The organism is Serinicoccus hydrothermalis, assembly GCF_001685415.1.
GTDB classification, from domain to species: domain Bacteria; phylum Actinomycetota; class Actinomycetes; order Actinomycetales; family Dermatophilaceae; genus Ornithinicoccus; species Ornithinicoccus hydrothermalis.
Genome location: NZ_CP014989.1, coordinates 1,622,863 through 1,638,751, shown reverse-complemented (window position 1 = coordinate 1,638,751; position 15,889 = coordinate 1,622,863). Strand labels below are relative to the sequence as shown.

12 protein-coding genes and 1 tRNA gene are annotated in these 15,889 nt (G+C 73.0%); 10 read left to right on the top strand and 3 right to left on the bottom strand.

Features of this window, described 5'->3' with window-relative positions; translation table 11 throughout:
* Window positions 1-164: 164 nt before the first annotated feature.
* The 9 genes from SGUI_RS07535 to SGUI_RS07495 all read left to right on the top strand — a co-directional run bounded on the left by SGUI_RS07535 (window position 165) and on the right by SGUI_RS07495 (window position 11,713).
* Complete coding sequence (locus SGUI_RS07535; RefSeq protein WP_083190561.1) at window positions 165-686, top strand: winged helix-turn-helix domain-containing protein; 522 nt, start codon at window positions 165-167, stop codon at window positions 684-686.
* Window positions 687-749: 63 nt separating this feature from the next.
* Window positions 750-983 carry a hypothetical protein gene (locus SGUI_RS17650; protein WP_191090964.1) on the top strand — a complete coding sequence of 78 codons (234 nt, stop codon included), beginning with the start codon at window positions 750-752 and terminating at the stop codon, window positions 981-983.
* Window positions 956-6,079, top strand: coding sequence for a cell wall-binding repeat-containing protein (locus SGUI_RS07525; protein WP_066638290.1), 5,124 nt, complete (start codon window positions 956-958; stop codon window positions 6,077-6,079). The genes SGUI_RS17650 and SGUI_RS07525 overlap by 28 nt, the downstream gene beginning before the upstream one ends.
* A gap of 81 nt (window positions 6,080-6,160) precedes the next feature.
* On the top strand, window positions 6,161-6,670 hold the full coding sequence (locus SGUI_RS07520) for an Lrp/AsnC family transcriptional regulator (RefSeq protein ID WP_066638287.1): 510 nt from the start codon (window positions 6,161-6,163) through the stop codon (window positions 6,668-6,670).
* 43 nt (window positions 6,671-6,713) lie between these two features.
* On the top strand, window positions 6,714-7,487 hold the full coding sequence (locus tag SGUI_RS07515) for a MerR family transcriptional regulator (RefSeq protein WP_066643011.1): 774 nt from the start codon (window positions 6,714-6,716) through the stop codon (window positions 7,485-7,487).
* Window positions 7,488-7,599: 112 nt separating this feature from the next.
* Window positions 7,600-8,226 (top strand): hypothetical protein, encoded by a 627-nt coding sequence (locus tag SGUI_RS07510; RefSeq protein ID WP_066638284.1) that lies wholly within the window; start codon window positions 7,600-7,602, stop codon window positions 8,224-8,226.
* 67 nt (window positions 8,227-8,293) lie between these two features.
* Window positions 8,294-8,956, top strand: coding sequence for a dTMP kinase (gene tmk, locus SGUI_RS07505; RefSeq protein ID WP_066638281.1), 663 nt, complete (start codon window positions 8,294-8,296; stop codon window positions 8,954-8,956).
* The gene (locus SGUI_RS07500) at window positions 8,953-10,116 is read left to right on the top strand and encodes a DNA polymerase III subunit delta' (RefSeq protein WP_066638278.1); all 1,164 of its coding nucleotides are present in this window, start codon (window positions 8,953-8,955) and stop codon (window positions 10,114-10,116) included. The genes tmk and SGUI_RS07500 overlap by 4 nt, the downstream gene beginning before the upstream one ends.
* A gap of 16 nt (window positions 10,117-10,132) precedes the next feature.
* Entirely contained in the window at window positions 10,133-11,713 is a 1,581-nt protein-coding gene (locus tag SGUI_RS07495; RefSeq protein WP_066638275.1) for an alpha/beta hydrolase, read from the top strand.
* A 50-nt stretch (window positions 11,714-11,763) separates the two neighbouring features.
* Here the strand turns inward: SGUI_RS07495 and SGUI_RS07490 are convergent.
* From SGUI_RS07490 to SGUI_RS07480, 3 genes are all read right to left on the bottom strand, one after another.
* Window positions 11,764-11,840: transfer RNA gene (locus SGUI_RS07490), tRNA-Thr, on the bottom strand.
* 148 nt (window positions 11,841-11,988) lie between these two features.
* Window positions 11,989-13,521 carry a DUF3352 domain-containing protein gene (locus SGUI_RS07485; RefSeq protein ID WP_066638272.1) on the bottom strand — a complete coding sequence of 511 codons (1,533 nt, stop codon included), beginning with the start codon at window positions 13,519-13,521 and terminating at the stop codon, window positions 11,989-11,991.
* Between the two features lie 183 nt (window positions 13,522-13,704).
* The gene (locus tag SGUI_RS07480; RefSeq protein WP_066643009.1) at window positions 13,705-14,223 is read right to left on the bottom strand and encodes an inorganic diphosphatase; all 519 of its coding nucleotides are present in this window, start codon (window positions 14,221-14,223) and stop codon (window positions 13,705-13,707) included.
* A 94-nt stretch (window positions 14,224-14,317) separates the two neighbouring features.
* On the opposite strand from SGUI_RS07480, the gene SGUI_RS07475 reads away from it, so the two are divergent.
* Window positions 14,318-15,823: a D-alanyl-D-alanine carboxypeptidase/D-alanyl-D-alanine-endopeptidase gene (locus SGUI_RS07475; RefSeq protein WP_066643004.1), complete on the top strand. Its 1,506-nt coding sequence runs from the start codon at window positions 14,318-14,320 to the stop codon at window positions 15,821-15,823.
* Window positions 15,824-15,889 lie beyond the last annotated feature (66 nt).

Genomic DNA, 15,889 nt, shown 5'->3' with positions numbered 1-15,889 from the left:
CCAGGATGCAGAATCTGCGCACTCAAATCAAGAACGACGCTGAATCTACGTCATGATGGCCTAAGTGCGGGGATAACTGCGTAGGACGGGGTCGTCGACCGCAGGTCTGGCGGGGCGAGCCGAAGTGCCCCTAGAGTCAGGTTCGATCGGCGGAGGGGAAGCGGATGACGGTCTCATCCCGGAGGTCGACGGCGGATCGGCCGATGGTGGTCGTCGTCGCGGCGACCCGGCGCGAGCGCGAGCGGCTGCTCGCGAGCCTGCCCGGCGACGTGGCGGTCGTGCTGGCCACCTCCCGCGAGAACGCCGGGGAGCTGCTGCGCTCCGGTGCGGGGGGCGCGGCATACCCGTCACCGGGGATGGGGATGGGCGTCGACCTCGACGCCGAGCACCGCACCGTGGTGTGGGGCGGGCGCGTCCTGCGGCTCACGCCCCTGGAGTTCGAGACCCTGGGTCTGCTCAGCTCGGACCGCCGGCACGTCTGGTCGATCGCCGAGCTGACCCGGGACGTCTGGGCGACCGGCTACGTCGGCGACGGGGCCCAGGTGCGCTCGGTCATCAAGCGCCTGCGCCGCAAGCTGGCCCTGGCCGGTATGCCCCTGGAGATCCGGACCGTCCGCGGGGCCGGCTTCCAGGCGGTCTGCACGGTCGCCGACCAGGGGCGCTCTCCCGAGCCGATTGCCCCATAACTGCCCCGCTCCGCCCGTTGTCGCCGCCCGCGACCCTCCCTAGTCTCAGCACCACCCACAGGGGTGAGCGGTGCTGACCGGGAGGCGGACGACATGGGTGCAGGGGTATGGCGCAGGGTGGTCGCGGGGATCGGCGGGACGGGGTTGCTGCTCAGCGGCGCGCTCGTCGCCTCCCCGGTGCAGGCGGCTCCGGCGCCGGACGCGCAGGACAAGATCGAGCAGGCGCTGGCCCAGGAGTTCGAGCAGGAGGAGAGCGGGTCGACTTCTGGGTGCGGCTGGGGGAGCGGGCCGACCTGAGCCCGTTCCAGGACGTCCGTGACTGGGACGCCCGCGGCCAAGGGGTCTACGACGCCCTGACCAGCACCGCGCAGGCCAGCCAGCAGGACGTGCTCCGGCGGCTCGACGAGGCGGGCGCCACCTACGAGTCCCACTGGATCACCAACGCGGTCCACGTCACCGGTGGCTCGCAGGACCTGGCCCTGGAGCTCGCCGGGGAGCGCGAGGTCGAGGGGATCTACCCGACGGTGTCCTACGAGCTGCCCGAGGTGGAGCCCGCGCCCGCCGACCTCCCCGCGCCGGCAGCGGTGGAGTGGGGCGTCGCCGACATCAACGCCGACGACGTCTGGGCCGAGTACGGCGTGACCGGGGAGGGGATCGTCGTCGGCTCGATCGACACCGGGGCGCAGTTCGACCACCCGGCGCTGGTGGGGGCATACCGCGGCAACAACGGGGACGGGACCTTCGACCACGACTACAACTGGTTCGACGCGGCGGGGGTGTCCCCGGACGAGCCGGTGGACCTCGAGGGCCACGGGTCCCACGTCACCGGCACGATGGTCGGTGACGACGGCGGCGACAACCAGATCGGCGTGGCCCCGGGTGCGCGCTGGATCTCCGCCAACGGCTGCTGCCCCACCGACGAGGCGCTCATCAGCTCGGGGGAGTGGATGCTGGCCCCGACCCGGACCGACGGCTCGGACCCCGACCCGGCGATGCGCCCGCACGTCATCAACAACTCCTGGGGCACGACGTCGCCCTCCGACGACCCCTTCATGGAGGACGTCTCCCTCGCCTGGGCCGCGGCGGGCCAGTTCGGGGTGTGGGCCAACGGCAACATCGGGCCGGGCTGCGAGAGCTCGGGATCACCCGGGAGCCGCATCATCAACTACTCCGTCGGCAACTACGACGCGGCGCACGAGATCAACCCGACGTCCAGCCGCGGGGCCGGTCAGGACGGCGAGACCAAGCCCAACATCTCGGCACCCGGCACGGCCGTGCGCTCCTCGGTGCCCGGCAACGGCTACGCCTCCTACTCCGGCACCTCGATGGCCTCGCCGCACGTGGCCGGGGCGATCGCCCTGCTCTGGGCGAGCTCCCCGCAGCTCGTGGGCGACGTCGAGGCGACCGTGGGACTGCTCGACGGGACCGCGACGGACAACCCGGACGACCAGTGCGGCGGCACCGACGAGGACAACAACGTCTTTGGCGAGGGAAGGCTCGACGCCCTGGCGCTGCTCGACGCCGCCCCCCGCGGGCCGGTCGGTGTCGTCGAGGGGACGGTCACCGACGCCGCGACCGGCGAGCCGCTGGCCGGCGTCGACGTGGAGGTCGCCGGGCCGGTGGAGCGGATGCTCTCCACCGACGGTGAGGGCGCCTACCGGGCCCTCGTCAGCGCGGGGGACTACACGCTGACCGCCTCCCGCTTCGGCTGGCTGGAGCAGTCCGCCGACGTCACCGTGTCCGAGGACGGGACGGCCACCCAGGACTTCGCCCTCGAGGCCGCGCAGAGGGCCACGGTCAGCGGCACCGTCACCGACGGCTCGGGCGCGGGCTTCCCGCTCTACGCCCAGGTGTCGGTGGCCGGGCAGTCGCTCGCCACCTTCACCGACCCCCTCGACGGCGGGTATGCCCTCGAGGTCCCGGTCGGCGAGCAGGTGCGCCTGGAGGCCGTGGTCCAGTACCCCGGCTACCAGGTGCTCGAGGAGGAGGTGCTGGTCGAGGCCGACACGGTGGTCGACCTCTCGCCCACGGTGCTGCCCGACTCGTGCACGGCACCCGGCTACACCGCCACCGACAGCGTCGTCCTCGCGGAGAGCTTCGACGCCGGGGTGCTGCCCGACGGGTGGGAGATCGAGGACAACCTGGACAACGGCCAGGTCTGGGCCGTGGACGAGGACGGCGCCGGCATCGGCAACCTCACCGGCGGCGAGGGCGCCTTCGCCTACGTCAACTCCGACGCCTACGGTCCCGACGGGCAGCAGGACACCTCCCTGGTGTCGCCGGTGATGGACTTCAGCGCCCTGGACAACCCGAGCGTCAGCTTCGCGCAGGCCTACATCCCGCTGGGTGACATCGCCGACCTCGACGTCAGCACCGACGGCGGCGAGAGCTGGACGACGGTGTCGACCTGGACGACCCCGCAGGAGGATGTCGAGGTGAGGGTGCCGCTCCCGATGGCGCAGGGCGAGGTGGACGTGCGGCTCCGATGGCACTACCACGAGGCCGTGTGGGCGTACTTCTGGCAGGTGGACGACATCGTCGTCGGCTCCCGCAGCTGCGACCCGACCGGTGACGGCGGGTATGTCGTGGGCTCGGTGTCCGCCTCGGCGGACGGCTCCGCGGTGAGCGGCGCCGCCGTGACCAGCCTGGACGTGCCGGAGGACCGCGGCACCAGCCGGGACACCCCGGCGGACGAGGGCCAGGACGACGGCTTCTACTGGCTCTTCAGCAGCGTGTCCGGCGCGCACCCCTTCGAGGCCACGGCCCGGGGCTACGGCGCGGCCACGCAGGACGTCGACGTCGAGCAGGGCGGTGCGGTCCGCGCCGACTTCGTGCTCGACGGCGGGCTGCTGGAGCTCGACCCGGGTCTCATCAGGACCGAGGTCGAGCTGGGTGCGGACTCCGAGACCGTGGACCTGACCGTGACCAACAGCGGCACCGGCCCGGCCGACGTCACGCTGGAGGAGGTGCGCGGTGACGCGACGCTGCTGCGGGCCGACGGCCGGCGGGTCGCCGCGACCGGCGAGGACGCGGCGGCGGGTGCCCCCACGCGGACCGTCGACGTCGAGCCGCGGGTCGGGGCATACCTCACCGCGGACGACGCCCCGGAGCGCGAGGCGACCATGCAGCCGCACGAGGAGCCGTGGACCGAGCTCACGCCCGTCCCCGCGACGATCGTGGACAACCGGGTCGTCGAGGTCGACGGGGCCTGGCACAGCTTCGGCGGTTTCGACGGCATCGAGCCCACGACGGCCCACTACCGCTACGACCCCGCGGCGATGGAGTGGGTCGAGGGCGCCGAGCTGCCGGAGCCGCTCATGGCTCCCACGGCCGGGACCGTCGACGGGCAGATCGTGGCGGCCGGAGGCTGGGACAGCAACGGGTCGGCCCGGGCCGAGACCTACGTCTACGCACCGCAGGACGACGCCTGGACCCAGGTCTCGGACGCCCCTGTGTCCGTCGCGTGGGCCGGCCAGGCGACGCTGGACGGGTTGCTCTACTCCGTCGGCGGCTGCACCACGGGCGACTGCGACCCCACGAGCGCGGTCACCGCGGCCTACGACCCGGCCACCGACACCTGGACGACGCTCGCCGACTACCCCCGGACGGTGGCCTTCCCGTCCTGCGCCGGCGTCGACGGACGGGTCGTCTGCGCCGGTGGTGTGGGCGACGGCGGCACCTCGACCACCGAGGCCTACGCCTACGACCCGGCGGCGGACAGTTGGACGCAGGTCGCCGACGCGCCGAGCGACGCCTGGGGCGCGGCCTACGCCGGGGCGAACGACCAGCTCATCGTCACCGGCGGGCTCCTGGACGGCGCGATCAGCAACGAGGCCGTCGCCTACGACCCGGCTGCGGACGCCTGGTCGGACCTGCCCAACCCCAACGAACCGAGCTTCCGCGGCGCGGGCGCCTGCGGGTTCGTCCGGATCGGCGGGGAGGGTGACGCCGGCTTCAGCGACGTCGTCGAGCTCCTGCCCGGCTACGACCTGTGCGGTGACGGCCCGGTCGACGTGCCGTGGCTCTCGCTGAGCGAGACCGAGCTGTCCCTGGCGCCCGGTGAGTCGGCTACGGTGCAGGTCACGACCACCGGTGACGTGGCGCAGCCCGGGCTCTACACCGCCGGGGTCTCGGCGGAGGGTGGTATGCCCGGCACGGCGCCGACCAGCGAGGTCGAGATGACCGTGCTCCCGCCGGCCACGTGGGGCAAGCTCACCGGTCTGGTGGCCGGGGACGACTGCGCCGGCACCACCGACCCGCTGGCCGGCGCGACCGTCGACGCCTCACCGACGCGGGGCGAGGGCCCGAGGTGGCGCTGGGTCACCGACGACGAGGGACGGTATGCCCGCTGGATCGACACGAGGGTCGGCGAGCTGGAGCTCATCGCCTCCGCGGTGGAGCACCTGCCGGAGTCGGCGCTGGTGGACCCCGTCCGGGGCCAGGTGGTGGAGGAGGACTTCGTGCTCCTGCACGAGGACTGCGACACCGACCCCGGCCCGATCCACCCCGAGGTGGTCCGGGTGGCCGGCGAGCACCGCTACGGCACCGCCGTCGAGCTCTCCCAGGCCTACGAGCCGGGGATCGCGACGGTGCTGCTCGCCACCGGCGCCGACTACCCCGACGCCCTGGCCGGCGCGGCCTGGGCCGGGAGCGCCGAGGTCCCGGTCCTGCTGACCAAGCCCGACCAGCTGCCCGCGGTCACCGCGGCCGAGCTGGAGCGGCTCAACCCCGGTGAGCTGGTCGTCCTCGGTGGCGACGGCGCCGTCCAGGACGACGTGGTGGAGGAGGCGGCCGAGGCCGCCGAGGCCCCGGTGCGGCGGCTGGCGGGACGCGACCGGTATGCCACCGCGGCCCTCGTCGCGGCGGAGCTCGGCTCGTCCGGCACGGCCTACGTGGCCACCGGGCGCGACTACCCCGACGCGCTCGCGGGCGCGGCGCGGGCCGGAGCGGTCGACGCCCCGGTGCTCCTGGTCCGGCCGGACTCGGTGCCGTCCAGCACCCGGCAGGCGCTGCGCGACCTCGGCGTGGAGCAGATCGTGCTGCTCGGCGGCACCGGCGTCGTCGAGGACGGCGTCGAGACCGCGCTGGAGGAGTTCGGCGAGGTGGACCGGATCTCCGGTGGTGACCGCTACGGCACGGCCGCCCTCCTCGCCGAGGACTACCCCACCGCGGGGGACGTCTACGTCGCCAGCGGCCAGGACTGGCCGGACGCGCTCGCCGGCGCTGCCGCGGCCGGCGCGCAGGACGCACCGCTGCTGCTCGTGCGGCAGGACTCGGTGCCCTCGGCGACCTGGACCGCGCTGGAGCGGCTCGAGCCCGGCCTCATCAGCGTCCTCGGCGGTGAGACCGCCGTGGCCGAGACGGTCCTGGAGGAGCTGCGGACCCTGGAGTGACCCACCGACCCGCAGCCCGGCCGTTCTCCCGTGACCGGCCGGGCTGCGCCATCTGCGGTGGGTCCGGGCATACTGGGCCTCGTGCCGAAGAATCCTCGTGACGACAAGCCCCTCGACGACACCGACCTGGCGTTGGTACGCCTGCTCGAGGTGGACGGGCGCATGTCGAACGCCATGCTGGCCCGTGAGGTCGGCATCGCCGAGTCCACCTGCCTGGTGCGGGTGCGCTCGCTGCGCGAGCGGGGCGTCGTCCGCGGGATCCACGCCGACATCGACCCGGTCGCCGTGGGGCGACCCGTGGAGGCGATGATCGCCATCCGCTTCGGCGGCCACCGGCGGGCGAACTTCGAGGAGTTCACCCGTGAGGTGCCCGAGCTGCCGGGCGTGCTCGGCGCCTTCCACGTCTCGGGGGCGATCGACTACTACGTCCACGTCGCCGTGCCGAGCGCGGACGCCCTGCGCGACTTCGTCCTGGACCACCTCACCAACCGGCCCGGGGTGCTGCACGCGGAGACCTCACTCATCTTCGAGTCCCTGCACGGGCGGGGCACGATGACCGCCGCCGAGGGCGCCGTCCCGGATCGGGCTTGACCCTCACGCACCGTGAGGCCCCAGGCTCGGGAGCGTGATCGAGATGACGACGACGCAGACGCTGACCGTCGGCCAGGTGGCCGAGGAGGTCGGCGTGAGCGTGCGCACGCTGCATCACTACGACGAGATCGGTCTCGTGGTCCCCAGCGAGCGCAGCCACGCCGGATACCGCCTCTACACCGAGGCCGACCTGGTGCGGCTGCAGCACGTCGTCGTCTACCGCCGCCTGGGCTTCGGGCTCGAGGAGGTCGCGGCCCTGCTGGAGCAGGACGCCGACGTCCTGGAGCACCTGCGTCGGCAGCGGAGCGCGATCACGGACCGGATCGGCGAGCTCACCGAGCTCGTGCGGTCGATCGACACGGCGATGGAGAGAGAGATGAGCGGCTACCAGATCACCCGCGAGGAGCAGCGAGAGATCTTCGGTGACAACTTCACCGACAACTTCGACGACTACCAGGCCGAGGCCGAGCAGCGCTGGGGCGACACCGACGCCTGGAAGCAGTCGAACCAGCGGACCAAGAGCTACACCAAGGAGCAGTGGGAGCAGATCAAGGTCGAGCAGGACCAGGTCAACGCCCGCTTCGTCGAGCTGCTCGAGGGCGGCGAGCCCGCAGACTCCGAGGCGGCCATGGACGCCGCCGAGGAGGCGCGGCAGCAGATCTGCCGGTGGTTCTACGACTGCCCGCGCGGTATGCACGCGAGCATCGCGCAGATGTACGTCGACGACCCGAGGTTCACCAAGACCTACGAGGACATCGCCAAGGGCCTCGCGCAGTTCGTCCGGGACGCCGTCGTGGCCAACGCCGCGCGGGGCTGAGGCCGGGCGGGACCGAGGCCGGGCAACTCAGCGGCCCCTCACCCTTGTGGGTGAGGGGCCGCCGGGTGGACACTGGGCCCACGGACGCCCCGACCCGTGACCCGGAGGTGCCATGTCAGAGGACACGTCGAAGGTGTTCGTCATCCCAGGGGAGTGGAGCGGTGACGTCGCTGGGGCTGCTTGCGCCGTGGGTGCGGCGGCCGGTCTCGTCTCGACGCTCTTCTTCTGGCGCACGGCATGGAAGATCGATCTTGCGACGAGCAGCGTCGTGCTGGCGGACGAGCAGTGGGTCGACGGCTCTTTCGCTCAGCGAGCGACCCTCGTGGTAGTCCTGATGTCACTGTGGTTGGCAAGCCTCGTGTTCATCGCGACCGGAGTGCTCGCGGTCATTGAAGCGAGGGCAGTCACTCAGCGCCGGGTGGTTGCGGAGTCCCCACCTGAGGCACCAGGGACGGGGCAGCGGAACCTTGTGGCGCAGAGTGTCTCGGAGGCGGTCAAAGCCGTCTCGGTCATCGCGGACAAGCTGACGCGCGCTCGGGGAACGGTCGTCCTCGGGGTTGCCGGCATGGTGCTCGTCGTCGGCGCTTTCACGGTTCTCGGGGCAGTGCTCGGCGACGACGGCGGCGGGACGGTCGCCGACGGCAGCGAGCAGACGGCGACCCCGGGCGCCGACGAGGCCACGGTGACCGAGGCTCCTGCCCCCGCGGACGACGGCACCGCGACGGGCGACGCGCCCTGACCACGGGCTGAAGAGGACGCTGTGGATGGCGGGAGGGAGCGTCATACCCGTCCCGTAGGCTTCCCACGTGACCGACCAGCCGAGCCCTGACGCGCGACGCGGACGTCGGCCGGGGCTCTTCGTGGCGGTCGAGGGGGGTGACGGCGCGGGCAAGTCGACCCAGGCCGACGCACTGGCCGGCTGGCTGCGCGAGCAGGGGCATACCGTGCTCCGCACCCGCGAGCCCGGGGGGACCGCACTGGGGCGCTCGCTGCGCGAGCTGGTGCTGCACGGGGAGGACGGTTCGGTCACCCCGCGCGCCGAGGCGCTCCTCTTCGCCGCCGACCGGGCCCACCACGTGGCCACCGTGGTGCGGCCGGCGCTGGAGGCGGGTGAGGTCGTCATCACCGACCGCTACCTCGACTCCTCGGTGGCCTACCAGGGCGCCGCCCGGGAGCTGGGCCACGACGAGGTCCGCGACCTGTCCCTGTGGGCGGTCGAGGGACTGCTGCCCGACCTCACCGTCCTGCTCGACGTGAGCGCTGAGCAGGGCAGGCGACGCCGCGGGCTGGTGCACGACCGGGTCGAGCGGGAGGGTGACGACTTCCACGACCGGGTGCGCGAGGGCTTCCTCGCCCTCGCCGAGCGGGCGCCCGAGCGCTACTTCGTGCTCGACGCACAGGCGGGCCGCGACGAGATCGGAGCGGCCGTCCGCGAGCGGGTCGCCAGGCTGCTGGAGCAGCAGCGATGAGCGTCTTCGCCCAGCTGGTCGGTCAGCAGCGCGTGGTGGACACCCTGCGCCGCGCCGCGTCGGACCCCGCGGCGATGACCCACGCCTGGCTCTTCACCGGCCCACCGGGCTCGGGTCGCTCGGTGGCCGCACGCACCTTCGCGGCCGCGCTGCAGTGCGAGCGCGCGCCGGGAGATCCCCGGGCCGTCGGCTGCGGGGAGTGCCAGCCGTGCCGGCTCGTCATGGGCGGCAGCCATCCCGACGTGCGGACCGTCGACACCGACCAGACCTTCATCAAGGTCGACGAGGCGCGCGCGCTGGTGCTCGAGGCGCAGGCCCGGCCGAGCCTGGGCCGGTGGCGCGTGGTGATCGTCGAGGACGCCGACCGGCTCAACGACTTCTCCGCCAACACGCTGCTGAAGTCGCTGGAGGAGCCCACCGCGCGGACGGTGTGGATGCTGTGCGCCCCCTCGATCGAGGACGTCCTCATCACGATCCGCTCGCGCTGCCGCCACGTGCGGCTGGGCACGCCCCCGACCCGCGCCGTGGCCGACCTGCTCATCGAGCGCGACGGCATCGACCCAGCGATGGCGCACTACGCCGCACGCGCCGGGCAGAGCCACATTGGCATCGCGCGGCGCCTCGCCGTCGACGAGCACGCCCGCGCGCGACGGCGCGAGATCACCTCCATCCCCACGGGCCTCACCTCGCTCGGCGACGCGCTGCGGGCGGCCCAGGACCTCGTCGACGAGGCCGGTGAGGGCGCCAAGGCCACCTCGGCCGACCACGCCGAGGAGCAGAAGCGCGAGCTGCTGGAGCAGCTCGGCGCCGATGCCTCGGCCCGCACCCAGCCGCCCTCGGTCCGGGCCCACCTGCGCCGGCTCGAGGACCGGCTCAAGGCCGAGGCCAAGCGGCAGCAGCACGACAGCATCGACGCCGCGCTCACCGACCTCGCCTCGGTCTACCGGGACGCCCTGCTCGTGGCCACCGGCTCGGGGGTGGACCTGGTCAACGCCAGCGAGCCGGAGCAGATCGAGGGGCTCGCACGTTCTTTCAGCCCGGAGCAGCTGCTCGGTGCGCTGGAGACCATCGGTGAGGCACGGCAGCGGCTCATCGCCAACGGCGCGCCCCTGCTGGTCCTGGAGGCGATGATGATTGGCTTGCTCCCGCCCCGGGGGTGAGACGACGAGGGAAGGCATGGGATCGCTGGTGCGGACGTCGACGACGGTCAGGATGGTGGCCGGGCTCAGCGCGTTCTCGCTGCTCGCGGCCTGCACGCCGGGACAGCAGGAGGAGCAGGAGCAGGAGGGGCAGACCAGCAGCGCCGACGCGGCCCCGGAGGCGGGTGCGGCCTCGACGCCGCTCGCGCAGGGAGCCCCGGAGGGGCTGGAGGAGTTCTACTCCCAGGAGCTCACGTGGAGCAGCTGCGAGGGTGACTTCGAGTGCGCCTCGCTCACCGTCCCCGTCGACTACGAGGAGCCGGACGGGCAGACCATCGACCTGGCCCTGCTGCGCTCCGCGGCGTCCGGCGACACCCTCGGGTCGCTCGTGGTCAACCCGGGCGGTCCGGGTGGCTCCGGCGTCGACTACGCGAAGCTGTCGGGGATGGCGGTCAGCAGCGAGGTGCTCGAGGCCTACGACGTCGTGGGCTTCGACCCGCGCGGGGTCGCGCGCTCGGCACCCATCACCTGCTTCGAGGACGAGCAGATGGACGAGTTCCTCTCCTCGGACCCCTCCCCGGACGACGCGACCGAGGAGGAGGCCTCCGAGCAGCTTGTCGAGGACTTCGCGCAGGCGTGCGAGGAGCGGGCGCCCGACCTGCTCGGGCACGTCTCGACGGTGGAGGCGGCCCGCGACATGGACGTGCTGCGGGCCGCGCTCGGGGACGAGCAGCTGTCCTACCTCGGTGCCTCCTACGGCACCTTCCTCGGCACGACGTATGCCGCGCTCTTCCCCGACCGGGTCGGCCGGATGGTGCTGGACGGCGCCATCGAGCCCGACCTCAGCGGGCTCGAGATGGGGCTGGGTCAGGCCGAGGGCTTCGAGCGCGCGACCCGGGCCTACGTCGAGGACTGCGTCGCCGGGGGTGAGTGCCCCCTGGGGTCGGACGTGGAGTCGGCGATGGCGCGCATACCGGCCTTCCTCGACGAGCTCGACGCCGCACCGCTGCCGGTCGAGGGCGACGCGGCGTCGGTGCTGACCGAGGGCTGGGGGATGTACGGCATCATCGTCGCGATGTACGACGAGAACGCCTGGCCGGTGCTGTCCCAGGCCTTCGAGCAGGCCTTCGCCGGGGACGGGACCATGCTCATGTACCTCGCGAACCTCTACGCCAGCCGGGGCAGCGACGGCAGCTACGAGGGCAACGGCATGCAGTCGATCTATGCCGTCAACTGCCTGGACCGGCCGGCCAGCGCCGAGGAGGAGGATCTCGACTCGGCAGCGGTGGAGCAGCAGTTCGAGGAGGTCTCCCCGACGTGGGGCCGCTACCTCGCGGGGGAGGGTGCCTGCGGGGTGTGGCCGGTGCAGGCCACCGAGACGGTCGAGGACTACTCTGCGCCCGGCGCCGACCCGATCCTCGTCATCGGGACCACCCGAGACCCGGCGACGCCCTACGAGTGGGCCGAGGGACTGGCGGACACCCTGGACTCCGGCGTCCTGCTGACCTACGACGGCGACGGCCACACCGCCTACGGCCGGTCCAACGAGTGCATCGACGACGCCGTGGACGCCTACCTGCTGGAGGGCACCGTCCCCGCCGACGGCACCACCTGCTGAGGGACAGCAGAACGCCCCCGACCGGGGTCGAGGGCGCTGGGCCGGTGCTGTGGAGCCGCCTGGGGGAATCGAACCCCCGACCTATTCATTACGAGTGAATCGCTCTGGCCGACTGAGCTAAGGCGGCGTGCTGCCCGCGGTGGGCAACCCGACGAGGATACCGAACGTGCCGAGCCTGCCCAAACCTGAGTCCGGCCGGGACGAGGACAGCCCCCGGCGGTCGGCCGGGGGCTGTCCTCGTGATGCTCAGCGGTGCGCCGCCGAAGAGGCGTCGCTCACTCCTCGTCGGCCACCATGCGCATGGTGAAGTGGCCGTCGCCACCCTCCTCGACCACGCTGGAGGCGCCGACCGCGGCCAGCTTCTCCAGGGCCGTGCGCGCCTTCTCGTCGGTGACCTGCGGAAGGTAGAACTCCTCGAACGGCGCCACGTCGACGAAGAAGGTCGACTGCGCCTCTCCGGCGTCGGCGACGGCCCGGGTGAACAGGTCGCTCTCGCCCAGGGTCGCGCCGTCGACCTCGGCGACGCCGTCGACGTACGCCTGGTCGGTGCCGAGGGTCAGCGTGCCGTCGTCGTCACGCACGACGAGGACGCCGGCGCCCATGCCGTTGTCGTTGAGCAGCTGCTGGGCCCGCTCGGTGTCGGTCGTCACGCGGTAGGCCAGCGGCAGCTCCGGGACGCCCGGGTCGGTCTGCGACATGTTGGCGAAGGCGCCCACCACGTCCGGGCCGACGGCCAGGGTCATGGACTCACCCAGGGCGACCTTGAGGTCGTCCGGCAGCACGAAGCCCTGCGCCTCGGCGGCGTCCGCAGCCTCCTGCAGCTGCTCCGCGTAGTCCTCGGAGTAGTAGTCCCACATCGCCTGCACCATGTCGCTGCCGTTCTCCAGCGAGAGCGCCACCGCGGTGTCGGCCGGGAGCTGGGTGACCAGGTGCTCGCCGTCACCGGCCGCCGGCACCTCCATGCCGGCCACGCCGCGGCTGACGCCGTGCATCTCGATCGCGTCCGGGGTGAGCCTCACGGTCGCGGCCATCCGGCCGGTGACCTCGGGCTGCTCCGCCCCCATCCCTAGCTGCTCCTCGGTCATCTCCAGGCTCGGGTCGAAGGCGCTGGCGTCGATGTCGTCGATCTGGGACAGGTCCGCCCACATCGCCATGACACCGGCCTCGCCGAGGTCCTCCATGTCGGAGGTGAAGTCCTCGTTGTCGGACAGGGAGCCGGCCTCGGCGGCCGAGCGCACCGCGTCCAGGGTGTCGGCCTGGCTGAAGACGACGTAGTCGCCCTCGAGGTAGTAGCCGAGCTCCTCGGCGTCGTCGCTGAGGTGCTCGTCGAGGAAGGCCGTGGCGGCGTCGCCGTCCTTGACCTGGAGCGCCACCGCGACGGCCGGCTCCTCGCCCTCACCGGCGGGCATCATGGCGACGCCCGCGCGGTCGCCGAGCCAGGGCTCGATGTCCTCCTCGAAGGAGACTCCCTCGGGCGCCTCGCCCTGCTCCTCGAGCTGCTCCCACACCCACTCGCGCCACTCTCCGTCGGAGAAGCGCTGCTCGAGGTCGCTGTCCAGCCCCTGGAAGAAGCGCACCGCGGCGACCTTCTGGCCCGCGGAGGGGTCGAGGTCGATCTGGGCGTATGCCGCCACCTCGCCCGGCAGCACGCTGTCCGGGCGGTCCCCGCCGCCACCCATCATGAGGGCGAACGCGGTGCCTCCCCCGATGACGGCAGCAGCGGCGACACCGCCACCGATGAGCAGCCACGGAGCCTTGCGGCCCCCCTCGGTCACGTCGTCCCCGCTCGTCTCGCTCACGGTCGTCATGTCGTTCCCCTTAGTTTTTGCGCGGAATGCCGCGCCGTCGTCACCACCTCGGCCAGTGGCCCTGCGCGGTCAAGCGTAGCGCGGCGGTGGCGGGAGACCGGCTCCCGCACACCGCTACGACGGCATACCCCACCCCCCGGTTCCCTGCGACGACGAGCTGCGCCGCCTGACCGGGGTCCGCGGTCAGTGCTTCGGCATCGGCCAGCGCGCGGTGGAGACGCCGTGCTCCTGGGCCCGCTGGCGGGCCTCCTCGACGCACTGCTCGGCCTCCTCGCGGCCGGCCCAGTGGGCGCCCTCGACCGACTTGCCGGGCTCGAGGTCCTTGTAGACCTCGAAGAAGTGCTGGATCTCCAGGCGGGTGTGGGTGCCGATGTCGTCCAGGCTCTGGATGCCCATCTTGCGCGGGTCCTCGGCGGGGACGCAGATGATCTTGTCGTCGCCGCCGGCCTCGTCACGCATGTGGAACATGCCGATGGGCCGGGCCAGGACCAGGCAGCCCGGCCAGGTCGGCTCGTCCAGGAGCACGAGGGCGTCCAGCGGGTCGCCGTCCTCGCCGAGGGTCTCCTCGATGTAGCCGTAGTCGGCGGGGTAGCGGGTCGCGGTGAACAGCATGCGGTCCAGCCGGATACGACCGGTCTCGTGGTCGACCTCGTACTTGTTGCGGCTGCCCTGCGGGATCTCGATCGTCACGTCGAACTGCATCTGCTGCTCTCTCTGGCTCGGGGACGGCATAGGCTCGGACCTCAGTGTCCCTCATCCCGGAGGGTCACGACGACGGAGGTGGAGCACGCTCGTGATGCGCCCGCGCCCCGCGCCCCGGCGAGTCCCACGGTACGCCCTCGCGGCGACCGCGGTGGTCGCGCTGCTCGCGGGTGCCGCCGTGCCGTCGGCGGCGACCACGGCAGCGCCCGACGAGCCCGCCAGCACGACGTCCGCGCCCACCACCGACGAGGCGAGCGCCACGACCGAGGCGCCGACCGGCCCGGTGGCGGTGCGGCCCCGGGTCGCCGCCCCCGTCAGCCCGGTCGCGCCGGTCTCCGCCGCGCCGGTGCCGGACCGCGGGGCCCTGTCGATGCAGATCAGCGACGAGCTCGACAGCACCTGGCTCGGGGGCACCAACCGGCGCGCCGTGGCGATCCGGGACGCCCTCACTGGTGAGTCGCTGGCAGACCGCCACTCCTCGCGGCTCGTCACCCCGGCCTCCACGACCAAGCTGCTGTCCGCCGCCGCGATCGTCACCGGTCTGGAGGGCGACCACACCTTCACCACCCGGGTCGTGGCGGGCGCCGAGCCGGACGAGGTGATCATCGTCGCCGGCGGCGACATGCTGCTGGCCGACGGGGCCGGCGACCCCGAGGCCGTCGCCGGGCACGCCGGCATCGGCGACCTGGCGGCGCAGACCGCGGACGCGCTGGAGGAGGGCGGCGGCCCCGAGGGGACGGTCCGGGTCCGGCTCGACCTCTCCTACGTCGCGGGTCCGGACGCCATGCCGACGTGGTCGGACCACTGGATCCGCGAGGGGTGGAGCGGGCGCATCGTCCAGCTGGGCCGCTCCGGCGACCGCGCGCTGCCCTTCAACCCCTCCCCGACCTCGCCCGAGCAGGAGGTCGCGCGGGTCTTCCGCGAGGCGCTCGCGGAGGAGGGCATCGAGGTCGTGGGCGCCGGGGACGAGGGCGCCGAGGCGCAGGAGGTCGAGGCGCCCGAGGACGCAGCCGAGCTCGCCAGCGTCGAGTCGGCCGCGGCCCGCGACGTGCTCGCCCTGGCCCTCGCCACGAGCGACAACGCCATGGTCGAGCAGCTCGCCCGGCAGGCCGCGGTCGCCGACGGCGGCAGCGCCGAGCAGGAGGACGTCACCGCCTGGATCCGGCAGACCGTGAGCGAGGACTACGGCCTGGACATGGACGGCGTGCAGATCGTCGACGCCAGCGGGCTCTCCGACGGCACGCAGATCCCCGTCGGCGTCGTCGCCGACGTCCTCGTGGCGGGTGCGGACGGCTCGCACCCCGCGCTGCAGAAGGTCCTCGCGGCCGGTGGTCTGCCCATCGCCGGCTACACCGGCACGCTCGCCACCCGCTTCCACCTGGACCGGCACGACCCCGCCGTGGGCGTGGCCCGCGCCAAGACCGGCACCCTGCCGGGCGTCAGCTCGCTGGCCGGGACGGTGGTCACCCGCGACGGCAGGCTGCTCGTGTATGCCCTCACCGCCGACGACCTCGACGAGGGTTCGGCCGCGATCGAGGCCGCCTCGGTGCTCGACGAGGTGGTGGCCGAGCTGGCCCGGTGCGGGTGCCAGCCGGAGTGACGAGGGTCGCCGGACGGGTGAGGACGGGCAGCGCCCCGGCTCGCCGGGCCGGCGCGCGACGGCATA